Annotated in this window: 21 protein-coding genes and 1 pseudogene; 14 read left to right on the forward strand and 8 right to left on the reverse strand. The window is 67.2% G+C overall.

The window, feature by feature from the left end:
* The first annotated feature begins 172 nt into the window (after window positions 1-172).
* Entirely contained in the window at window positions 173-1,567 is a 1,395-nt protein-coding gene (locus tag NS365_RS15000; protein ID WP_058601105.1) for a dipeptidase, read from the forward strand.
* The gene (locus NS365_RS15005) at window positions 1,564-1,935 is read left to right on the forward strand and encodes a cupin domain-containing protein (protein ID WP_058601106.1); all 372 of its coding nucleotides are present in this window, start codon (window positions 1,564-1,566) and stop codon (window positions 1,933-1,935) included. The genes NS365_RS15000 and NS365_RS15005 overlap by 4 nt, the downstream gene beginning before the upstream one ends.
* 42 nt (window positions 1,936-1,977) lie before the next feature.
* Here NS365_RS15005 and NS365_RS15010 read toward each other — a convergent pair whose 3' ends face one another.
* Together NS365_RS15010 and NS365_RS15015 are read right to left on the reverse strand one after the other, a co-directional pair.
* The gene (locus NS365_RS15010) at window positions 1,978-2,325 is read right to left on the reverse strand and encodes an ArsC family reductase (RefSeq protein WP_058601107.1); all 348 of its coding nucleotides are present in this window, start codon (window positions 2,323-2,325) and stop codon (window positions 1,978-1,980) included.
* Between the two features lie 60 nt (window positions 2,326-2,385).
* Entirely contained in the window at window positions 2,386-3,351 is a 966-nt protein-coding gene (locus NS365_RS15015) for a Bug family tripartite tricarboxylate transporter substrate binding protein (RefSeq protein WP_058601108.1), read from the reverse strand.
* A 252-nt stretch (window positions 3,352-3,603) separates the two neighbouring features.
* Here NS365_RS15015 and NS365_RS15020 point away from each other — a divergent pair, with 252 nt between their 5' ends.
* Both NS365_RS15020 and NS365_RS15025 read left to right on the forward strand, forming a co-directional pair.
* Window positions 3,604-4,437, forward strand: a complete 834-nt coding sequence (locus NS365_RS15020; RefSeq protein WP_058601109.1) for a MipA/OmpV family protein — start codon at window positions 3,604-3,606, stop codon at window positions 4,435-4,437.
* A gap of 299 nt (window positions 4,438-4,736) precedes the next feature.
* A complete protein-coding gene (locus NS365_RS15025) occupies window positions 4,737-7,535 on the forward strand; it encodes a transglycosylase domain-containing protein (RefSeq protein ID WP_058601110.1) in 2,799 nt (932 codons plus the stop codon).
* An 85-nt stretch (window positions 7,536-7,620) separates the two neighbouring features.
* Here NS365_RS15025 and NS365_RS15030 read toward each other — a convergent pair whose 3' ends face one another.
* From NS365_RS15030 to NS365_RS24545, 4 genes are read right to left on the reverse strand one after another with little or no spacing between them, the layout of a single operon-like run.
* On the reverse strand, window positions 7,621-8,613 hold the full coding sequence (locus tag NS365_RS15030) for a DUF3618 domain-containing protein (protein WP_058601111.1): 993 nt from the start codon (window positions 8,611-8,613) through the stop codon (window positions 7,621-7,623).
* Window positions 8,610-9,005, reverse strand: a complete 396-nt coding sequence (locus tag NS365_RS15035; RefSeq protein ID WP_058601112.1) for a phage holin family protein — start codon at window positions 9,003-9,005, stop codon at window positions 8,610-8,612. The genes NS365_RS15030 and NS365_RS15035 overlap by 4 nt, the downstream gene beginning before the upstream one ends.
* Entirely contained in the window at window positions 9,002-9,925 is a 924-nt protein-coding gene (locus tag NS365_RS15040; protein ID WP_058601113.1) for a hypothetical protein, read from the reverse strand. Before NS365_RS15040 ends, NS365_RS15035 begins: the two co-directional genes overlap by 4 nt.
* Window positions 9,926-9,936: 11 nt before the next feature.
* A complete protein-coding gene (locus tag NS365_RS24545; RefSeq protein ID WP_156418389.1) occupies window positions 9,937-10,077 on the reverse strand; it encodes a hypothetical protein in 141 nt (46 codons plus the stop codon).
* Window positions 10,078-10,363: 286 nt separating this feature from the next.
* Here NS365_RS24545 and dnaK point away from each other — a divergent pair, with 286 nt between their 5' ends.
* The 7 genes from dnaK to NS365_RS15075 all read left to right on the forward strand — a co-directional run bounded on the left by dnaK (window position 10,364) and on the right by NS365_RS15075 (window position 18,010).
* Window positions 10,364-12,292, forward strand: a complete 1,929-nt coding sequence (gene dnaK, locus NS365_RS15045) for a molecular chaperone DnaK (RefSeq protein ID WP_058601114.1) — start codon at window positions 10,364-10,366, stop codon at window positions 12,290-12,292.
* 246 nt (window positions 12,293-12,538) lie between these two features.
* Window positions 12,539-13,627 (forward strand): acyltransferase family protein, encoded by a 1,089-nt coding sequence (locus NS365_RS15050; protein ID WP_058601115.1) that lies wholly within the window; start codon window positions 12,539-12,541, stop codon window positions 13,625-13,627.
* Between the two features lie 274 nt (window positions 13,628-13,901).
* Window positions 13,902-15,044 (forward strand): molecular chaperone DnaJ, encoded by a 1,143-nt coding sequence (dnaJ, locus tag NS365_RS15055; RefSeq protein WP_058601124.1) that lies wholly within the window; start codon window positions 13,902-13,904, stop codon window positions 15,042-15,044.
* A gap of 184 nt (window positions 15,045-15,228) precedes the next feature.
* Window positions 15,229-15,816, forward strand: coding sequence for a class I SAM-dependent methyltransferase (locus NS365_RS15060; RefSeq protein WP_244498457.1), 588 nt, complete (start codon window positions 15,229-15,231; stop codon window positions 15,814-15,816).
* Window positions 15,817-15,909: 93 nt separating this feature from the next.
* The gene (locus tag NS365_RS15065) at window positions 15,910-16,542 is read left to right on the forward strand and encodes a class I SAM-dependent methyltransferase (RefSeq protein ID WP_058601126.1); all 633 of its coding nucleotides are present in this window, start codon (window positions 15,910-15,912) and stop codon (window positions 16,540-16,542) included.
* On the forward strand, window positions 16,539-17,117 hold the full coding sequence (locus NS365_RS15070) for an NADPH-dependent FMN reductase (protein ID WP_058601116.1): 579 nt from the start codon (window positions 16,539-16,541) through the stop codon (window positions 17,115-17,117). Before NS365_RS15065 ends, NS365_RS15070 begins: the two co-directional genes overlap by 4 nt.
* A 287-nt stretch (window positions 17,118-17,404) precedes the next feature.
* A complete protein-coding gene (locus NS365_RS15075; protein WP_058601127.1) occupies window positions 17,405-18,010 on the forward strand; it encodes an HdeD family acid-resistance protein in 606 nt (201 codons plus the stop codon).
* Between the two features lie 45 nt (window positions 18,011-18,055).
* Here NS365_RS15075 and NS365_RS15080 read toward each other — a convergent pair whose 3' ends face one another.
* Window positions 18,056-18,814, reverse strand: a complete 759-nt coding sequence (locus tag NS365_RS15080) for an SDR family NAD(P)-dependent oxidoreductase (RefSeq protein WP_058601117.1) — start codon at window positions 18,812-18,814, stop codon at window positions 18,056-18,058.
* A gap of 197 nt (window positions 18,815-19,011) precedes the next feature.
* On the opposite strand from NS365_RS15080, the gene NS365_RS15085 reads away from it, so the two are divergent.
* Both NS365_RS15085 and NS365_RS15090 read left to right on the forward strand, forming a co-directional pair.
* Complete coding sequence (locus NS365_RS15085; RefSeq protein WP_193753452.1) at window positions 19,012-20,301, forward strand: ABC transporter substrate-binding protein; 1,290 nt, start codon at window positions 19,012-19,014, stop codon at window positions 20,299-20,301.
* Complete coding sequence (locus NS365_RS15090; protein WP_206612135.1) at window positions 20,298-20,987, forward strand: DUF1345 domain-containing protein; 690 nt, start codon at window positions 20,298-20,300, stop codon at window positions 20,985-20,987. The genes NS365_RS15085 and NS365_RS15090 overlap by 4 nt, the downstream gene beginning before the upstream one ends.
* On the opposite strand, the gene NS365_RS15095 is transcribed toward NS365_RS15090, so the two are convergent.
* Window positions 20,988-21,461, reverse strand: a complete 474-nt coding sequence (locus tag NS365_RS15095) for a GNAT family N-acetyltransferase (protein ID WP_058601119.1) — start codon at window positions 21,459-21,461, stop codon at window positions 20,988-20,990.
* A gap of 129 nt (window positions 21,462-21,590) precedes the next feature.
* Here NS365_RS15095 and NS365_RS23660 point away from each other — a divergent pair.
* Window positions 21,591-21,792, forward strand: a pseudogene (locus tag NS365_RS23660) (ATP-dependent helicase HrpB); the annotation flags it as partial.

The raw sequence follows: 21,792 nt of genomic DNA on the forward strand, positions 1-21,792 counted from the left end.
TGGGTCACCCCCACGCTTTTCTTCATGAACCTCCTCCTGAACGTGGCGATCCTGCTTCGAAAGCCAGCGCGGTAGTCCCTCGGCGCCTTTCCCTTTGCGGCTCGCGCCCCGAGGCGCTATGCCCGTTCGATCCCGGCGGCGCGACGCGCCGTCACGATCAGCGGAGGGCCTCATGGCCGGTCTCGACAGCGTTCTGTCCTGTCTCGATCTCAATCTCGACCGCTCGGTGGATCGCCTGTTCGATCTCCTGCGCATCCCCTCGATCTCCACCGACCCGGCCTATGCGAGCGACTGCCGGCGCGCGGCGGACTGGCTCCAGAAGGATCTGGCCGCGATCGGCTTCGACGCCTCCGTGCGCGAAACACCGGGGCATCCGATGGTGGTGGCCCATCGCAAGGGAACCGACGGCGCGCCCCATGTTCTCTTCTACGGCCATTACGACGTGCAGCCCGTCGATCCGCTGCCGCTCTGGGACAACGATCCGTTCGACCCTCGGCGCGTCACCATGCCGGATGGCACCGAGCGCCTGACCGGGCGCGGCACGGCGGATGACAAGGGCCAGCTGATGACCTTCGTGGAGGCCTGCCGCGCCTTCATCGCCGAAACGGGCTCGCTGCCGGTCACGGTCACCATCTTCCTCGAGGGCGAGGAAGAATCCGGCTCGCCTTCGCTCCTGCCCTTCCTCGACGCCAACCGCGAGGAACTCTCGGCCGACGTCGCGCTGATCTGCGACACCAATATGTGGGACCGCGAAACGCCCGCGATCTCGACCGGCCTGCGCGGTCTCGTCGGCGAGCAGCTGACGATCCGCGCCGCCTCCATGGACCTGCATTCGGGCTATTTCGGCGGGGCGGCGGCCAATCCGATCCACGTGCTCGCCAAGATTCTGGCCGATCTCCACGACGCCGCCGGGCGCGTGACGCTGCCGGGCTTCTATGACGGCGTGCCGGAACTGCCCGAGGAGGTCCGTGCCTCCTGGGCGACGCTCCCCTTCTCCGAAAAGGAGTTCCTCGGCTCGGTCGGCCTGTCAGTGCCCTCGGGCGAAAAGGGTCGCTCGGTTCTGGAGCAGACGTGGTCGCGCCCCACGGCCGAGGTCAACGGCATCGAGGGCGGCTATACCGGCAAGGGCTTCAAGACCGTGATCGCGGCTGAGGCCCATGCCAAGGTCTCCTTCCGCCTCGTCTTCGATCAGGACCCCGCCAAGATCAGAGAAAGCTTCCGCGCCTTCGTCCAGGAGCGCCTGCCGGCGGACTGCACGGCCGAGTTCCACGAGCATGGCGGCTCGCCGGCCATCCAGCTGCCCTTCGATTCGCCGGTTCTGCGCACGGCGCGCGAGGCGCTCTCGGCCGAATGGCCCAAGCCCGCCGTGATGATCGGCATGGGCGGCTCGATCCCTGTGGTCGGCGAGTTCAAGCGCCGGCTCGGAATGCCCTCGCTTCTGATCGGCTTCGGCCTTGGCGACGACCGCATCCATTCGCCCAACGAGAAATACGAGATGAGTTCCTTCGCCAAGGGCCAGCGCTCCTGGGCGCGGGTACTGGCGGCGCTCGGCGAAAAGCGCGCATGAGCGGGGAGCCCGCAAACCGGGAGCCCGTCGATCTTGCCGCCAAGCTCGCCAGTTTCGGCGAGCACTGGTCGCCGCGCGTCGTGGCCGGCTTCAACGGCCATGACGTCATGGTGGTGAAGGTGCAGGGCGAGTTCGTCTGGCATTCGCATCCCGAGACGGACGATTTCTTCTTCGTCCTCAAGGGGCGGCTGACCATCCGCATGCGCGAAGGCGACGTGACGCTCCTGCCGGGCCAGCTTTTCGTGGTGCCCAAGGGCGTCGAGCATTGCCCCGTGGCGGAGGAGGAAACCCATCTCCTCTTGATCGAGCCGGCCGGCACGCCCAACACGGGCGATCCCGCAACGGCCGCGACCAAACATGCGATCTGACGCGGGAGGGGCGCGCGGCGAAATCCGCCCGCCCGTCTCCTCTCAACCGAAGAGCTGAGCGTAGCCTTCGGGCTTGAAACCGACGGTGATCGTGTCGCCGCGCTGTAGAACCGGGCGTTTGATCATGGAAGGCTGGGCCTTCATCAGCGCGATGGCCTTGTCACGCGACAGGTCCGTCCGCTCGGCCTCGGGCAGCTTGCGAAAGGTCGTGCCGGCGCGGTTGAGGACTTTCTCCCAGCCCACCTGATCGCACCAGTCTTCAAGCTGAGCTTCCGTCACGCCATCCGTCTTGAAGTCGTGAAAGGCGTAATCGACGCCCTTGGCCTCCAGCCAAAGGCGCGCCTTCTTCACCGTGTCGCAATTGCGAATACCGTGCAGCGTGACCGTCATGAGCGTTCCCTTAAAATGGCAGGCGGCCCGAATCGCCGCCCGCCGTTTCGGGAACGGGTCTTACTCGATCCGCGCGCCCGATGCCTCGATCACCGGCTTCCAGCGGGCGATCTCGGTCTTGACATGTTCGGCGAGCTTTTCGGGCGAACCGCCGACTTCGGTCGCGCCGACCTCCGCCAAACGCTTGGCCACCGCCTCGTCCTTCAGCGCCGCGTTGGCCGCTTCGTTGAGCTTGGCGACGACGTTTGGAGGCGTGCCGGCGGGCGCGAAGAGCGCGTTCCAGGTGTTGGTCTCGTAGCCGGGAACGCCGGCCTCCTCCATCGTGGGAATATCGGGGAAGTTCGGCGCGCGGGTCTTGGTGGTGACGGCGAGCGCGCGCAGCGTGCCGGAGCGGATATGCTCGGTGGACGAGGGCAGATTGTCGAAATTGATCGGCACCGCGCCGGAGATCGCGTCCACCAGCGCCGGGCCAGAGCCCTGATAGGGCACATGCACCATGTCCACGCCCGCCATGGATTTGAACAATTCGCCCGAGAGATGCAGCGGCGTGCCATTGCCGGACGAGGAGTAAAGCTCTTCGCCGGGCTTTTCCTTCAGCCGCGCGATCAGCTCCTTCACGTCCTTGGCCGGATAGTCCTTGTTGACGGTCAGGACGTTCGGCACCGTGACGAGCCAGGCGACGGGCGTGAAATCCTTCACCGGGTCGAAGGGCGGCTTGGCATAGAGCGAGGCCGACAGCGCGTGGGTCGCGATCGTGCCCATCAGGATCGTGTAGCCGTCCGGCGCGGCCTTGGCGACGAAGCTCGCACCCAGATTGCCGCCGGCGCCGCCCTTGTTATCCACAAGGACCTGCTGTCCGAGATGCGTGCTCATGGCCTGCGCCACCGTGCGCGCCACGAGATCGGTCGAGCCGCCCGCCGCAAAGGGCACGACCAGCGTCACCGGCTTGGACGGAAAATCCTGCGCCCAGACGGGCGCGGCGGTAAAGGTCGCGACAAGGGCCGCGACGACGAAGCTGGCTTTCATGATTCCTCCCAGAACCCAGAGCCTCCCGGCAGGGGCGCTCCAGCGAAGAGGATCAACAGGGTCATAGGCGCGCAAGTACCGGGGCGGAACCACACGCAAACGTGAGCGAGGCGCAATTGTGTCTTCGAGGTAACGACCGCACCACCGAATGCACCGCACGCGATCCATTCGCTTGAAAGACGGGTTAGCCAGGCAAGAATTGGGCTAATGATAGCGACAAAGCGGATCCGTCCGCACCCGGAGAAGTCTTTCGTGTCTCAGCGTCTTGCCTCGACCCTTCTTGCCGTTACGCTCGGCCTGCTCGCCTCGGCCGCCTCCGCGGCCGACTACGGCACGCCCGATACGAGCGCCGTCGCCGTCGCCAACAATTCGGACCTGATCATCGAGCTGGGCGCGGGCGTGTCCACGCAGCCCGCCTATGAAGGTGCCAAGGACTACATCGTTTCGGGCTTCCCGATCGTCTCGCTGCAATATCTGAACCTGCCGGGCCTGTTCGAGATCGGCTCGCGCGAGGAGACGAACGGCGGCTTCAAGCTGGCCCCCTCGTTCCGCTTCATCGACAAGCGCAACGCGGCCGACTATCCCGAGCTGCGCGGCACGCGCGCGCTGGACGAGACCTATCAGGTCGGTCTGCGCGCCGGCTATGAATTCCCGATCTACGAGACGTTCAACGCCGAAATCTACGGCGAAGCGCGCTATGCCTTCGGCGAGGCGGACGGGTTCGTCGGCAATGCCGGCGTCGATTTCATCTCGCGCCCGACCAAGGCGTGGGAGCTGAAGCTCGGCCCCACCACGAGCTTTGCCGACAGCAACTACATGAGCACCTATTTCTCGGTCACGCCGATCGAGAGCCTCGCCTCCTTCGGCCGCCTGTCGGCCTACGAGGCCGATGGCGGCTTCAAGACGGTCGGCGTGCGCGGCTCGGCCCGCTACGAGTTCCGCCCCAACTGGTTCATCAACGCCAATGCCGCCTATGAGCGCATGGTGGGCGACGCCAAGGATTCGCCGATCGTGAAGGTCGGCTCGGAAGACCAGTTCTTCGCCGGTATCGGCCTGTCGCACCGCTTCTCGCTCGACCTGTTCTGAGCGACGCCTCCCGGACATGACAAGCAGGCCCGGCCGGAGCGATCCAGCCGGGCCTCTTGCGTTTGGGGCGGCGCGCCGTTCACACCCCGGCAGCTTTCCTTAAGACCCCGTTAAATCGCCGCATTTAGGCTGGACATGCGGTGGCCTTGCCATGCGCGCCTTCGACCCCGCGCCATGGTTCCAAAGGGTTCAGACGGGGTTCAGACGCCTCATGCCATTGCAAGGTCGGCGGACCTCGCGCATGGACAGGCCATGCCGTGCGCTGCACGCGCTGCGAGATCGAAACAAAAGGGGTGCGGATGGCCTGGCGCAAGAACGAGCGGATCGAGCCGACCTTCGGCGGCGACGTCGAACCGGACGAAAGCGAAATTCGCGTCTCCGCCGACGACCGCGCCGTGGTGGCTTCGAACGAGCGTCGCGCAGGCGGCGGGCGACGCGCTGCCCGCGACATCGACGGGCGCGCCACGCGCCGCGACACCAACTCGCGTGATCTCGGCAGCGGCGGGCGCGGCGGCGGTGGCTCCGGGCGCGGCGGCAAGGGTGGCGGCACCGGCGACGGCGGTGGCATGGGTGGCTTTTTCGGTCGCCGTCCGCGAAAGCGCCGTTCGCTGATCGGCCACACGATCCGGCTTTGCTTTCTTCTGGCCTTCTGGGGCGGGCTCGCGGGCCTGGCCGTGATCGGCTATTTCGCCATCAAGCTGCCGCAGGAAGCCTGGGCCATTCCCGCCCGGCCGCCCAACGTCAAGATCGTCTCGGTTTCGGGCGAGCTTCTGGCCGATCGGGGCACCACGGGCGGCGAAGCGGTCGCGCTCGACCGGATCAGCCCCTATGTGCCGCAGGCCGTCATGGCGATCGAGGACCGGCGCTTTTATTCGCATTACGGCGTCGATCCGATCGGCATTTTGCGGGCCTTTTCGCAGAACATGGCGGCGGGCGACACGGTGCAGGGCGGCTCGACGCTGACCCAGCAACTGGCCAAGAACATCTTCCTGACGCCCGACCAGACGCTCCAGCGCAAGGTGCAGGAAGCCATTCTGGCGCTCTGGCTGGAGCACAAGTTCACCAAGGATCAGATCCTGGAGATGTACCTGAACCGGGTCTATTTCGGCTCGGGCGCGACGGGCATCCAGGCGGCGGCGCGGCGCTACTACGACAAGAACGCCGACGAACTGACGCTGATCGAGTCCGCCACCATCGCCGGCCTTCTGAAGGCGCCCTCGCGCCTGTCGCCGGCGCGCGATCCGCAGGCGGCGCGCGCGCGCGCCGAGGTCGTGCTTCAGGCCATGGTGGACGAGGGCATGATCACCAAGGCCGAGGCGGACGCCGCCAAGGCCGCCAAGCCCACCAAGCCCAAGAGCTTCTGGACCGGCGCGCAGCACTACGCCGCCGATATGGTGATGCGCGATCTACCGCTTCTGGTCGGCGGCGAGATCAAGGAAGATGTCGTGGTGCAGACCACGATCGACCTCAATCTGGAGAAGAAGGCCGAGCAGGCCATCGCCAAGACGATCGACCGCGCCAACCAGAACGTGTCGCAGGGCGCGCTCGTCTCGGTGGACGGCACGGGCGCGATCCGCGCCATCGTGGGCGGGCGCGACTATGCGACCTCGCAGTTCAACCGCGCGGTGGACGCCAAGCGCCAGCCGGGCTCGTCCTTCAAGCCCTTCGTCTACGAGACGGCGCTGGAGCACGGCTACCGGCCGGAGACCATCGTCAATGACGGGCCAGTGCGCATCGGCAATTGGACGCCCTCCAATTACGACAACAAGTTTCGCGGCGAGGTCAGCATGGCCGATGCCGTGGCCAAATCGCTGAACACGGTCGCCGCCAAGCTGACGGCGGATCTCGGGCCGCAGACGGTGATCGCCACCGCCAAGCGCATGGGCATCCAGTCGCCGCTGGTGGACAATGCCACGCTCGGCCTCGGCACGTCGGAAGTCTCGCTTCTGGAACTGACGGGCGCCTACGCGCCCTTCGCCAATGGCGGCTATCTGGCAACGCCCCATCTGGTGAACCGCGTCACTACGTCGTCCGGCAAGGTGCTCTACGAGCGCGACGACGCGGTGCCGCCCGTGATCGTCGGGCAGGACGTGGTCGGCATGATGAACGCCATGCTGACGCGCGTCGTCACCTCGGGCACCGGCCGCCGCGCGTCCTTCCCCGGCTGGCAGATCGCCGGCAAGAGCGGCACGACGCAGGATTTCAAGGACGCTTGGTTCATCGGCTACACGTCGAATCTGACCACCGGCGTCTGGCTCGGCAACGACAATGGCAAGCCGATGCGCCAGGTGACGGGCGGCTCGCTGCCGGCCGACGCCTGGAAGGATTATATGGTCGCCGCGCATGAAGGCCTGCCCGCCGTGCCGCTGCCCGGCCATTACCGGATCGGCGACCCCGCCAATATTCCGGTGGCGAGCGCGCAGCCGAACGGCGCGATCATCGGCTATGACGCGGGCGGCAATCCGGTCTACGAGAACACCGAACTGCCGGCCGGCGGCACCGACCCTTACGGCCAGACCGTGCCGGGCGAGCCCACCGCCATCGCACCGCCCGCCGAGGACCCGGCGCAGGCGCCCTCCCCCGAGGGCACCTACCAGGACGCGCCCGTGGCGGCGCGCGAGCCGACGCCGGCCGTGCGCGACATGCCGCGCTACCGCGAAACCCCGAACTACCGTGAAACGCCCAACTATCGCGAAACGCCCCGCCAGCAGCCGCGCCACGATCAGGGCCAGGGTCTCGGCGGCGAGGACCGGGGCTATGCCAGCCGGCCGGAACAGGATCTGCCGACCCGCGACGCCTACGGCGCTCGGCCCGCTGGCCGCGATCCCTATGGCGACCCGTATGCCGATCCCTATGGCGACGATCAGTATGGCGGCCCGCCGCCCGAATATGGAGAGCCCGCACGTATGCGTCCGCCCGCCCCCATCGCGCCGGCGCGCTCGGTGCGGCGCGGCGACCTGCCGCCGGATGCGGTTCTCGAAGGGCCGGCCCGCGTGGTGCGCCCGGAAGATCTGCCGCCCGACGCGGTGCTGGAAGGCCCCGCGCCCGGCGGTCGGGCAAGCGACCGTTCCCTGTTCCGAGACTTCTTCAACAACTGATCGCGAACCGGGCGAAGGCGACACAACGAAAAAGGCCGTGGGGCAGTCCCACGGCCTTTTCTGCATTTCTGGAGCCTGCCGCGCGTCAGATCGCCGGCCGCTCCTTCGAGGAGGAGGTATCGTCGGAGCGCAACTCCTCCTTGGCCGCACCGGCCGCAGCCTTGGCGACGGAGGAGACCTTTTCGGCGATCGTCTCGCCCGACCCGTCGGAGGGCTTCAGCCCCTTGTTCTCGGCCTCGGCGCTGCCCGCCTCGTAGGCTTTGGTGGCGGCGGTCTCGACCGCTCCGGCCATGTCACGCCCACGCTCCAGCGCATCGTCGCGCAGGCGATCGCGTGCCTCGCCCATCAACTCGTCCTCGACACGGGTGGAAGGCAGAGCCGCGCCGATGGCCGCCCCCACCGCCAGCGCCACCGCGCCAAGGATCAGCGGTTCCTTCTGCAAGGTGTCGAGCAGCGAGCGCTGGGCGTAGCGGCCGTAGGACGAGGCCTGATCGCCCAGATGCGAGGCGCTGCGATAGGTCGAGGAACCCGCATGGGCGAGGGCGTCGCGCGCATCGTGGGTGAGCCGCGTCGCGCTGTCGGAGGCGGCCGATGCGCCGCTCGACACGGCACCCGCCGCGCCGGACACGCGATCGGCCAGCCCCGAGGCGGCCGAGCGCGTGCTGTCCGCCACCGCGCCGCCCGCCGAGCGTGCCCGGTCGGCCACCCCCGGCGAAGCGTCCGACTGCGATCCGGTTCGAGTGACGACGCCGTTCGTGCCGGTGCCCTCGCCGAGCGAAGACGGATAGCGATCCGGCGACCGGCCGGTGTCATGGCCGTGGCGGCTCGACCGTGCGCCTTGACCCAGAAGCAGCCACGCCGCGCCGGCCCCGATCAGGCCGAGGGCCAGCGGATTGTCGCGAACTTGCCGGTTCAGATTGTGCAGCATCTCCGCGCCCTGCCCCTCGCGGGCATAGGTCATGAACTCGTCCACCATCTGGCCGGGAGACAGCTTGCCCTTGAGGCTGTCGAGCGTGGCGTCCAGGCTGGAGCGGCGATCTTCGGCCTCGCGGGCCAGGCGGTCTGTCTCGAGGCTCATCGGGTCTGCTCCTTGGCGAGTTGGCCGTCCTTCTGAAGCTGGCCGAGCGTACGCTCGGGCGCGAGATTGACGGCTTCGAGGCTTTTCTTGCCGGCGGCCAGAAGCACGACTCCGATGACGGCGAGGATTACGCCGACCAGAAGCGCGGCCCAGGCGGGGTCCATGTATTTCGCCATCGCCGTGACCAGCGCGCCGGCGAGGATGATCAGCGACACGAGAAGGCAGATCGCGCCCGCCACCAGCGAGCCGCCGGCCAGTTGCATCTGGCTCAGCTTGTCGGAGAGTTCCGCCCGGATCAGGCGGCCCTCGGTGCGAAATAGCTCCGTCGCCTCGCGCAGGACATCGGCCAGAAGATCGGGAACGCTGCGGGTTTCACGCGGCTCGACGCTCATCGCTTGTCTCCCTGAAGGCTGGAGGAGGAGCCCGTCAGGCTCTGCGTGTTGGTGGAGCCCGATGTGCCGGGCGCGCCGAGATCGGCGCGGGACTCGGTGCGGCCGGACGAGCCGGATTTCGCGCCGCCCGACAGAAGATCGGCATCCGGCGCGCCGGGGCCGAGCGGATCGGCGGCGAGCGTGGACGAGCCGGACGATGCGATGGCTTCGCTGGTGGGCATGCCGGACGCAAGGCTCCCCGGCGTCGAAGCGCCCATCGCACCAGCGGGCGGCCGCGTGACGGCGCTGGCACCGGGAACATGGCCGGCGCTGCCGCTGGTCCTGGTGGCGGTCGTGTCATGACCGCTCGACGCGCCGTGCGAGGCGTAGCGCGCGGCGCTTTCGCCGGAGCCCGTATGGGAATGCTCGCTCTCAGCTGTGGGAAGAGCGCTCCTCACCCTGTCCGCGTCGGCATGATCGCCCGAGGCGCGGGCGAAGCGGCCCAGCGCCACGCCGGCCAGCGTCGCGCCGATCAGAAAGGCGGCGGGCTGGCGACGGGCGAAATCCGCGACCGAGCGCGTCACGTCCTGGAGATCACGCCCCTTGAGCGCGCCGGAGGCCTGCTCCAGCCCGCCCGCGACTTGCCGCACGAGGTTGGCTGCCATGGACTGGTCGCGCTCTCCGAGTTCGTCGGACGCCTTGCGAATGGCGGCGGAGAAATCCTCCAGACTGCTGGCGGCGGCAGCTTTCCCGCTTTCGGCCGTTCCATAGGCTTTGGACCGCGCTTCGGACATGAGGCTCGATGCCTCGTCGCGCAGACTGGCCGAGGCCTGCGAGGCCTCGTTGCGGGCCGACTGCCCTTCGCGTTCGGCGGCCTGCGACAGGGTCTGGCGATCGTCGCTCCAGCGCTCAGCGCCGGTTGGATTGTGCGTGGATGACATCCCGGACCTCCTCAGCGCAGCCCGAGAAACGACAGGATCGCCAGAACGACCACGATGAGGCCGATCAGATAGATGATACTGTGCATGGCTCCGCCTTCTTGTTGTGTGGGCGTCTCCTCCGCGTCGTCGGATGCGGCGAAGACCGTTCGCAAGCCAAGCGAACAATTCGGGGCGAAGTTCCTGCGCAAGGCTCGCGCAAAAGGGGGTTTTCCTTTGGGCGTCCATGGTTAGGCGGGTATGGAGCGGGAAAATCGCAAGCTGTGGCGCGCCGATCGAAACGGTGTCTTGCGCCCCTCAAGCCCCATTCATATATAGCCTCCAGCCTCGCCGGGAGGGATCATCCCCGCCCCTCGGCGACACGACGAATCCGCTAGGTGCCGCCTTTCGGAATGCCTCGAACGGGGGTCCGGGCTGCACGCTCAACAAGGAGAAAAGAATATGGCGAAGGTGATCGGTATCGACCTTGGCACGACCAATTCCTGCGTCTCCGTCATGGACGGCAAGACGGCGAAGGTGATCGAGAACGCCGAAGGCGCGCGTACGACACCCTCCATCGTCGCCTTCTCGACCGACGGCGAGCGTCTGGTCGGCCAGCCGGCCAAGCGCCAGGCGGTGACCAACCCCGAGAACACGCTGTTCGCGGTCAAGCGCCTGATCGGCCGTCGCTACGACGACCCGACCGTTGCCAAGGACAAGGGCCTCGTGCCCTACAAGATCGTCAACGCTTCCAACGGCGACGCCTGGGTCGAAGCGCATGGCGAGAAATATTCGCCGAGCCAGGTCTCGGCCATGATCCTTCAGAAGATGAAGGAAACCGCGGAAGCCTATCTCGGCGAGAAGGTCGAGAAGGCCGTTATCACGGTTCCCGCCTACTTCAACGACGCGCAGCGTCAGGCGACCAAGGACGCCGGCCGCATCGCCGGCCTCGACGTCCTGCGCATCATCAACGAGCCGACGGCGGCCGCGCTCGCCTACGGTCTCGAGAAGAACGACGGCAAGACCATCGCGGTCTACGATCTGGGCGGCGGCACGTTCGACGTGTCCGTGCTCGAAATCGGTGATGGCGTGTTCGAGGTGAAGTCGACCAACGGCGACACGTTCCTCGGCGGCGAAGACTTCGACATGCGCCTCGTCGATTACCTCGCCGGCGAGTTCAAGAAGGATCAGGGCATCGACCTGAAGAACGACAAGCTCGCTCTTCAGCGCCTGAAGGAAGCGGCCGAAAAGGCCAAGATCGAACTCTCGTCCGCTTCGCAGACCGAGATCAACCTGCCCTTCATCACGGCGGACGCGACCGGCCCGAAGCACCTGACGCTGAAGCTGACGCGCTCGAAGTTCGAAGCGCTGGTGGACGATCTCGTGCAGCGCACGGTCGGCCCGATGAAGGCCGCTCTCAAGGATGCGGGCCTGACGCCGAATGACATCGACGAGGTCGTTCTCGTCGGCGGCATGACGCGTATGCCCAAGGTCCAGGAAGTCGTGAAGGGCTTCTTCGGCAAGGAGCCGCACAAGGGCGTCAACCCGGACGAAGTCGTCGCCATGGGCGCGGCGATCCAGGCCGGCGTTCTGCAGGGCGACGTGAAGGACGTTCTCCTTCTCGACGTGACCCCGCTTTCGCTCGGCATCGAGACGCTGGGCGGCGTGTTCACGCGCCTGATCGACCGTAACACGACGATCCCGACCAAGAAGAGCCAGGTCTTCTCGACCGCCGAGGACGGCCAGAACGCCGTGACCATTCAGGTCTACCAGGGCGAGCGCGAGATGGCGGCCGACAACAAGTCGCTCGGCCGGTTCAACCTCGAGGGCATTCCGCCCGCACCGCGCGGCGTGCCGCAGATCGAAGTGACCTTCGACATCGACGCCAACGGCATCGTCAACGTGTCGGCCAAGGACAAGGGCACCAACAAGGAGCAGCGGATCACGATCCAGGCTTCGGGCGGTCTCTCCGACGCCGACATCGAGAAGATGGTCAAGGAAGCCGAGGCCAACGCCGACGCCGACAAGAAGCGCCGCACCGCCGTCGAAGCCAAGAACCACGGCGAAAGCCTCGTCCACTCGGCCGAGAAGTCCCTCAAGGACTATGGCGACAAGGTCTCGGCCGCCGACCGTCAGGCGATCGAGGACGCGATTGCGGACCTGCGCGCCGAGCTCGACAAGTCGGACGCCGATGCCGACGCCATCAAGGCCAAGAGCGAGAAGCTCGGCGAGGTCTCGATGAAGCTCGGTCAGGCCATGTACGAAGCCTCGCAGAGCGATGGCGGCGCGGACGCGACCGCTTCGCAGGGCGGGCCTAAGGCCGAGCATGACGACGTGGTCGATGCCGACTTCGAGGAAGTGCAGGACGACGGCCGCAAGAAGTCGGCCTGATCTCCTTCTATCACTACCAGCAGCCCCGGTTCGAAAGAGCCGGGGCTGTTTTCGTTTGGAGCGGATGCTCGGCCTCCCATAGGCGGCACCGCCCGACCTTCACCACCTGAAGGTCAAACCAATATCTCCAAGCAAGGCTTAACGTTAACCCGAGGTAAGCTTCCCACTCTGACTGCCGGGTGAGCCCTTTCCGTCTATAATGGCCTTCAGCACCTGAGATGGACTGGGCCCTGAGAGGCGAAGCCGATGCATTTCCGCATTTTCGATTGCTGGCGTTTTGCCGCCGCGCTTCTCGTGATGACCTATCACTTCCTGTTCTTCGCGCCGGGCCAAGCCGCTTATACGGAAACCGATCTTCTGTTCCGGCTCCTGCCGCTGCTCGACATGTTCTTCATGATCTCGGGCTTCGTGATCATGAGCCGCTATGGCGACCGCATCGACACGCTGCCGGCCTATGCGACGTTCCTGCGTCGGCGCATCGCTCGGCTTTACCCCTTGCATCTTCTGACGCTCGCCTTCTTCGTCGGCGTGGCGCTGATCGGCCGCGCCGGCTTCGTGCATCTTCAACTGCCTGAGCGTTGGGATCTCCACGCGGTGCCGCTGCATCTTCTGGCGATCCATGCCTGGGGCACGACGAACGCGCTGTCCTTCAACTACCCGTCCTGGTCGGTCAGCGCGGAAATCTTCTGCTATCTCCTGTTTCCGCTGGTGCCCTTCGTGGTGCGCAGGGCCGGCGCGCTCGGCCTGACGCTCACGCTCGCGGCCTATGTCGTGGGTCTGGAGATCGCCAGCCGCGCGGGCTTTTTCCCGAGCGGCCATTGGACCACAGCCGACACCTATGGCGCTTACCGCGCGCTCGCCGATTTCATGGCCGGCGGCCTTGCCTCGCTTCTCGTCACCCGGCGCGCGCTGAACGTGACCTCGCATGCGCCAGGCCTCGTCAGCCTCGGACTAGCCGTCGCCTGCATGGTGTGGCAGATCGACGTCCACGCCACGCTTCTCTTTCTGTTCGGCGCGATCCTCCTGATCGGCCTGTCGGAAAGCGCGCGGCCCGACTCCACCCGCGCTCTGGCGCCAGCGATGAAGCTCACCTGCGTTTCCTTCGGCATCTATCTCTGGCATCCCGTCATGGAGACGCTGTTCCTGTCGATCCTTTGGAAGCGCGTCATCGAGCCGACGGGCTGGATCGGCTTCCACGCCTATCTGGTGCTGCCGATCCTGGCCTCGATCCTCGTCGCGCTGCTTTGGCACTATACGCTGGACGGCCGGATCGCCGCGCTTCTGGCGGGCACGCACCGCCGCACCGCCCCTGCCGCGCGCCTCGCTAACGCCTGACACATCGCGGTCAGCGCCTGGGTTTATTCGATTTTTCGTGCCACGGCTTCCATTCCGAGAGCCGTGGCGTAAACATGACAGGTGGCTACGATACGGCCATGCGGCGCGCGCGGCCGTCTTTCTCGCGAGCCTTGCCTATGGTAACGCGCCGGAACAGCGCTTACATGCCAGAACGCGCCTTTGCGGCGCGCGCCGGGATCGGCTTGCCTCGTCTTTGCGACAGGGCGCGGCCATCCCGCATTCCACTCGGTGCGAGAACGGTGAAGCAGTGTCCGTGAAGGTCGATTACTACGAAACGCTCGGCGTCGCGAAAACCTGTGACGACAAGGTTCTGAAGGCGGCGTTCCGCAAGCTCGCCATGCAATATCATCCGGACAAGAACCCTGGCGACGCCGTCGCCGAGGCGAAGTTCAAGGAGATCGGCGAGGCTTACGAGGTTCTGAAGGACCCGCAGAAGCGCTCGGCCTATGATCGCTACGGACATGCCGCCTTCCAGAACGGCGGCGGCGGCGGTGGGTTCCGCGGCGACTTCTCCTCTTCCATGGCCGATATCTTCGACGACATCTTCGGCGAGATGATGGGCGGGCGTGGCCAGACCCGGCGTCAGGGCGGCAATTCGGGCGGGCGCGAGCGCGGCTCGGACCTGCGCTACAACATGGAAATTTCGCTGGAAGAGGCCTATCTCGGCAAGACCGCCGAGATCAGCGTGCCCACCACGATCCAGTGCGACGTGTGCAACGGTTCGGGCGCCAAGGCCGGAACCGCGCCGCGCACCTGCCCCACCTGCGGCGGCATCGGCCGCGTGCGCGCCGCGCAAGGCTTCTTCTCCATCGAGCGCACCTGCCCGACCTGCCAGGGGCGCGGCGAGATCATCGCGGACCCCTGCGGCAAGTGCGGCGGCGAAGGCCGTCTGCCCGAAGAGCGGAATCTCTCGGTCTCGATCCCGGCCGGCATCGAGGACGGCACCCGCATTCGCCTCGCTGGCGAAGGCGAAGCGGGTCTGCGCGGCGGGCCGGCGGGCGATCTCTACATCTTCTTGTCGGTGAAGCCGCACGAATTCTTCCAGCGCGACGGGGCGGACCTCTTCTGCAAGGTGCCGATTTCCATGACCACCGCCGCGCTCGGCGGCTCCTTCGAGGTCACGACGCTCGACGGGGCCAAGACGCGGGTCAAGGTTCCGGAAGGCACGCAGTTCGGCAAGCAGTTCCGCGTCAAGGGCAAGGGCATGCCGGTTCTGCGCTCGGCGCAGATGGGCGATCTCTTCATCCAGATTTCCATCGAGACGCCGCAAAGCCTTTCGCGTCGCCAGCGTGAACTGCTACAGGAGTTCGAAGAAATCTCCTCGTCCGAGAATTCGCCGCAATCCACCGGCTTTTTCTCGCGCATGAAGGAATTCTTCGAGGGCCTCAGCGACTGAGCCTTCGCTGAAAGGGTCGGCTTGCCCTCCCTTTCCCGCCCTTCGGGCGGATCATCCAGGCATAGGTGGGGTCGATCCGGCCGCGCCTGTGTCTCGCGCCGGGAGCCATGCCCCGACACGGGTCCTGCCGGATCGCTTTGAGGGAGATCCGCGCCTGTCGACCACCCCGCTCCGCAAGCCGCCTTTGGCCGAGGCCAGTTTCCTGCGCGAATGGCTGCGCCAGCCGCTGAAGGTCGGGGCCGTGTCGCCCTCGTCCAAGGCGCTGGCCGAGCGCATGGCGTCCTATGTGCCCCTGCCCGGCGAAGACGGCGTGATCCTGGAACTCGGGCCGGGAACGGGCGTCGTGACCCGCGCCCTGTTGAAGCGAGGCGTGGAAGCGGACCGGCTTCTGTGTCTCGAATACGCGCCGGAATTCTGCGCGCTTCTGCGCTCGCTGTTCCCCGCCGTGCATATCCTGCGGGGCGATGCCTACCGACCGGGTGCGGACCTCGATGCCTGGCTGAACGGCCGCCCGCTGGCCGCCGTCGTCTCCAGCCTGCCCCTGATGGCGCGACCGGAGGACGAGCGCAGCGCCGCGCTCAATGCCTATCTCGATCTCTTGCCGGTCGGCGCGCCTTTCGTGCAGTTCACCTATTCGCCCGCGCTGCCGGTTCGGCCCGAGCGCGTCGAGGCGAAGGTGGAGGTCAGCCCCTGGGTGAAGCTCAACATTCCGCCTGCCCGCGTTCTCGTCTATCGGCGCGGCTGCCCCAAGCTCGCCGGCACCATCGGTTAAAAAAACATTTCCTTCGCATTTGCGTCATCAAGCTTGTCTCATTCCGGCGGTATGAGAGGTTAGCAGAAGCGACTCGAACCGGGAGGAATGGCGATGGAACGCCGCACGGACGCCGCGACGACGAACAAGGACGAGCGAAACGCCGATCTCGCCCGCTTTTTCGGAACCTGGATTCGCCACCCGATCAAGATGGGCGCCGTCGCTCCTTCATCCGCCCGCTATTGCGCGACCATGGTCGGCGCGGCGACGACGGAGCTGAACGGGCCGATCCTCGAACTCGGGCCGGGTCTCGGCGTCGTCACTCGCGCGCTTCTGAATGCCGGCGTCGCGCCCGAGCGCATCACCTCGATCGAATATGACCGCGAATTCGCCTCGACCCTGCGCGAGCGCTTTCCGCGCGTGAACGTGATCCACGGCGACGGGTTCGATCTCGACGCCACGCTCGGCGACGATGGCGAGACGAAGTTCGCCGCCATCCTTTTCGCCATCCCGATCGTCCACATGGAGCAGGCGGAGCGTCAGGCGCTGTTCTCGCGCTATTTCCGCCGTCTCATGCCGGGCGGCAACCTGACCCAACTGTCCTATCTCTGGAAGCCGCCGGTCAAATCGGTGGCCGGCGTCTTCGACGTGTCCTCGACGCCGATCGTGTGGGACAACATCCCCCCGGCGCGCGTCTGGATCTATTCGCAGGCCGCGCCCTTCGCGGCGGCGGGCGCGGTGCATTGATCCCACGCCTTCTCGTTCTTTCCGGCTCGCCTCGGCCCGATGCGCCCGAATCGCGCCTCGCGGCCGAGGCGACACGGCTTCTGGCGGCTTCGAACACGCTGCTGACGGCAGCGAGCCTCGCCGATTATCCGCTTCCGCTCTTCGAGGGCGGGAAGGACGAGGCCTTGCCGCAGAATGCCTGGCTGCTGGCGCAGCGCATCGCCCTGCAGGACGGGGTCCTGATCGTCAGCGGCGAGCACCATGGCGGAATGCCGGCCCTTTTGAAGAACGCGATCGACTGGATCGCCCATGCGGCGGCGCGCGAAAACCGCCCGCTCGATCCGTTCCGCCGACTGGTGGTGGCGCTGGCCGCCGCCGCACCGGACGCGACGGGCGGCCGCGAAACCCTTGGACAATTGCGAACCGTTCTGGCCTATCTCGGCGCGGAGGTGATGACGCGCGAGTTTCGCTTGGGCGAGGCGGGCACGGCCATCGACGCTAGCGGCCAGCTGACGCGGCCCGGCGATGCCGAGCGGCTCGGCGACTTTCTGGACAGCGCGCTGGATCATGTGGGCGCGCTGGGGCGTCAAGCCTGAAAGCCTGCGGGATAGACCGGAGGCCGACACGACGGCTGGTTTGAACCGCCCCGTTTCGTTACGCCGGCTCCCCTCGAGGTTTTCCCGGCCTTCGAACCCCTGCCAGGGAACGCGATTGACGCCCGGCGGCCATTGGGAATCCAGAGCGATCCGCCAGAGCGCGCCGTCCAACTCGCGATGAGCGCGCAGGCTGCATGGGCCGAACTTGCTTTCCCGCGATCTTTGGGCATGTTCCCCAGCGAAGGCGCCCTGCCGGCCAAATGGCCTATCGGCCAGAGGAGTTGCATGTGAGTTTCGATCCCGATCCGCCCATGGACCCAGCGACGGTACGACGGGACATGCGGCGCTATCTCCACGCCCATTGGCGCGCCTTCAGCCTTCAGGGGTTGCTGATGGCGCTGGCCGGCATCGCGGCGCTGCTTCTGCCCTTCGTCGCCACCATCGTCTCCACGCTCTTCTTCGGCTGGCTCCTGATCCTCCTGGCCTTCGCCGGGCTGATCGCCTGTTTCCGAATGCGCGGAGCGGAAGGGTTCTGGAGCAATCTCGCCTTCACGCTGCTGACGCTGCTGCTCGGCGCGATCATCCTGTTCGACCCGTTCGCCGGAGCGGTGACGCTGACCACGGCGCTTGCCGTCTATTTCCTGCTGGTCGGGCTCGCGACCTTTCCGCTGGCCCTCGCCTTTCGCCAGTCGACCGGGCGCTTCGTGCTTCTGGTCGTGTCGGCGCTGGTCAATGTGGCGCTGGCGCTGTTCCTCGTGATCGGCCTGCCGGGCACGGCGGTCTGGGCCGTCGGCAGCTTTCTCGGCATCTCGCTGTTGATCTCCGGCATCAGCCTGCTTCTGGCCGCGCTCGACGCGCGCACCGGGCCGAAGGGCGGCTCGGGCCGGCGCTGACCGGACGCGCAAGCCGGGGCGCTCGCTCGTCCCGGCTGCTGTCGATCAGACGTGCTGACCGCCATTGATGTGGATTTCCGCACCGTTCACATAGGACGCCTGTTCCGAGCAGAGGAAATAGATGATGTCGGCGACTTCGGCGGTCTTGCCGAGCCGGCGCATCGGGATCTGCTCCACGATCTTCTCGGTGCCCGGCGAGAGGATCGCCGTGTCGATCTCGCCCGGCGCGATGGCGTTGACGCGCACCCCGTCCGGCCCGAAATCGGCGGCCATCTCGCGTGTCAGCGAGGCGAGCGCGGCCTTGGACGTGGCATAGGCCGTGCCGGCGAAGGGATGCACCCGGCTGCCGACGATCGAGGTTACGTTGACGATCGAGCCCTTGGCGGCGGCGAGTTCCGCGTGGAGCCCACGCGCCAGCATGATGGGCGCGAAGAAGTTCACCTGGAACACGTCGCGCCAGACATTCATCGGCGTGCGGATCGAGTCCATGCGCGCGCCCTTCTCGGCTTTGGGCGAAATCGCGGCATTGTTGACCAGCGCGTTCAGCTGGCCGCCATTTTTCTGGAGCCGCTGGCGGATTTCCGAAACTGCGAAGCCGACATCCTCGGGGTTGGCGAGATCGACCTTGATGTGGTCCTCCGCGCCCGCCGGCCAGGGGCAATCCACCGCGAAATCCTGCCGCGAGCAGGTGATGACGCGCCAGCCCTCGCGCGAGAAGCGCTTGACCGTGGCATGGCCGATGCCGCGCGAAGCGCCGGTGAGGACGATCGTCTTGCGGGAATCGCGCGGCTGGGCTTCGGACACGGCGGAACCTCATGGATAAGAAGAGCGCCCACGCGCCTCGCGCGGGCGTTCGGCCGGTTGATTTCACGCGGACCTGCCCCTCCTTTAGCGCAAGGGTGCGCGGAAGGGAAAAGACTTCCTTCCGCCTCGCCCCGGCCTCCCGCCCCGCCGCACCGGGACGAGGCCGCGTGCGCGTTGCAAGGAAAGGTCGCCGCCACATGACACGAGGCTTGGAGCGCGAGGCGCAAGGGGAATGTGGGGTCGAAGCGAGCGGGCGCGCCGCCCGCTCGAGGGGATCGCGCTGGGGCCTGGGCCGCTCCGCCCGCGTCGCTCTCGTCAGCGTGCTCGCCCTTTTGGCTGCGCCGGCCGGCGCCGCGCCGCTGCCCGACCTTGCCAACTGGAGCGGGGTCGAGAGCGCGGCGCGGGGGACCAGCGTGCGGATCGCCGTGCCCAATGCGCCACCCGCCGCGCTCGCCTATCTCCAATGGGCGTCGGGGGAACTCAGCCATCTTTACGGCGTGACGCTGGAGGTTTCCGCCGAGGCGAGTGCCGCGTCGGCGCTCGCTTCGACGAAGGGCGGAACCGTGCCCGATCTCGTCTGGATCGAGGGCGACGGCTTTCCCGCGATGATGAAGGCCGGCCTTCTCTCCGCTCCCTTTGCGGACCGTTTGCCCAACTGGCGCTTCGTCGATCTCGAACAGCAACCGAGCGTCCTGTCGGATGCGGGCGAGCCGAGCGATTTTCGTCTCGCGCCTTGGGGCCTGCAAAAGCTGACCTTCTTCACCGACACCGCGCGCACCGGCCCGGTGGAGGGCTTGCCCCGCTCGGCCGAGGCGCTGGTCGCCTATGCCGAAGCGCACAAGGGCCGGGTCGCCCTACCCGCGCCCGGCAGCCTGACGGAGCGGCGCTTTCTGGAACAGATGCTGTTCGATCTGGCGGACGAGCCCTCCGTTCTCCTGCGCCCGGTGGAGGAGAGCGACTTTTCGAGCGTCAGCGCGCCGCTCTGGCGCGCTCTGGATCGGCTGCGCGCGGCCAGCTGGCACGAGGGCCGCTCCTTTCCCTGGAGCGACGGCGAAGCGCTCGACCTTCTGGCCAAGGGCGAGGTGGACATCGTGGCCGGCTTGAACCCGATGGGCGCAGCCAGCGCGATCCGCCAGGGCCATCTGCCGACCACCGCCCGCCCCTTCCTGTTCGACGGCGGCATGATCGGCGGCACGCATTTCCTCGCCATTCCGCAAGCCGCCGCCCAGCCCGCCGGGGCACTGGTCGCGGCCAACTTCTTCCTGTCGCCCGAGGCCCAGCTTCGCAAGGCCGATCTCGCCGGCTGGGCGGACCCGAGCGTGCTGGCCGCCAAGACCCTCCCCGCCCCGCTGGCGGATCGGATGCGCGCGGAAGCGCGGGACCCCGCCATCCCGTCGGCGCGAGCGCTGGGTTTCACCATCGCCGAGCCGCATCCCGGCTGGGGGGACAAATTGGCCGAGGAATGGGCGCGGAGGTCGAAGCCTTGAGCCAGACACCGCTTTCGCCGACCCGGCGCGCCCGCAACTGGCGCCGCTTCGGGCTGGTTCTGAAGAACCGGCCGCGCCTTCTCGTGTCGATCGCTTTGATGGCCGCGAGTTTCGCCCTCCTGCCCCATTCCATGCGCGGCTCGACCCGCGCTTTGATCGCCTGGGATGTTGGGGTGCTCTCCTATCTCCTCTCGGTCGGGCGCATGATGATGCGCGCCGATCTCGGCCTCCTGCGCGCCCGCGCCCGGCGGCAGGACGAAGGGCGGCTCGCCGTTCTGATCGTCACCAGCCTCTGCATCTTCGCAAGCTTCGGGGCCATTGCGGCCGAGCTGCACGGCCTCGGCAACAACGCGACCCATAGCCCCGGCCGCCTGGCGCTTGCGGGCGTCACCGTGCTCCTGTCCTGGGTGATCACGCAGGTCGTCATGGCGCTGCACTATGCCGGGGAATTCTACGGCGACCCGAAGGCCGAGGGCGGCCTCGCCTTTCCGGGTGGCGACACGATGCCGGACTATCTCGATTTTCTCTATTTCAGCTTCACCATGGGCGCAGCGGCCCAGACCTCGGACGTCGCCGTCACCTCGCGCGGAATGCGCCAGCTCGTGCTGGCCCACACGATCCTCGCCTTCCTGTTCAACACGACGATCCTGGCGCTGGCGGTGAATGTGGGTGCGAGCGTGATCTGATCAGAACTCGAGGATCATGTCCCAGCGATCCAGCCCCGGCCCGTAGCCGTCCGGGGTCACGGACAGGGTTCGGAAGCCGAAGCGGGCATAGAAGCCTTGCGTGTGCTGGCTCGTGTCGAGCCTGATGCGGCGAAGACCGGGCTTCGTCGCAGCCACGCGCAGACGCGCCTCGGTCAGCGCGCGCCCGAGCCCTTGGCCGTGGTAGGTGCGATCCACCATGCCCCAACACAGTTCGCCCGTTGCGCCATCGGCCGAGACGCCGAATCCGCCGCAGGCGACGACGCGGCCTTCGCGCTCCAGAACGAGATAGGTGCCATCGGAAGACGGCCGATCCAGAAAGCGCGCGAAGTCGGCGCGCTCGGACAGGGCGAAGAAGCGCGGCACGTTGCCGTCGAACAGGGCGAGACAGGCGTCGCGGTCTTGGCGGATATAGGGGCGCGGGGATGGGGCGGCGCGATCGGGGTGCTCACTCATGCGCCCCGCATGGCCATTTCCGACGGGTCTGGCAAGATCGCGGACAGGCGGAACGCTTTCGTCGCACAAACGGCGCGAAGGCCCGCGCGTCGCTGGACTTGCGCGCCGCCGCCCGCCAAAACGCCCGGCATGATCGCGCTGCCCACGCTTCCCGTTTCCGCCGTCCTGCCCGATGTCTCTCGCGCGCTCGCCGCCCATGGCTCGGCCGTGCTCGTCGCCCCGCCCGGCGCGGGCAAGACGACGCTGGTGCCGCTGCATCTCCTGAACGACCTGCCCGAGGGCCGCATCCTTCTGGTCGAGCCCCGGCGCATCGCCGCGCGCGCGGCGGCCA

Origin of the sequence: Aureimonas ureilytica, assembly GCF_001475935.1 — a bacterium.
GTDB lineage: Bacteria > Pseudomonadota > Alphaproteobacteria > Rhizobiales > Rhizobiaceae > Aureimonas > Aureimonas ureilytica_A.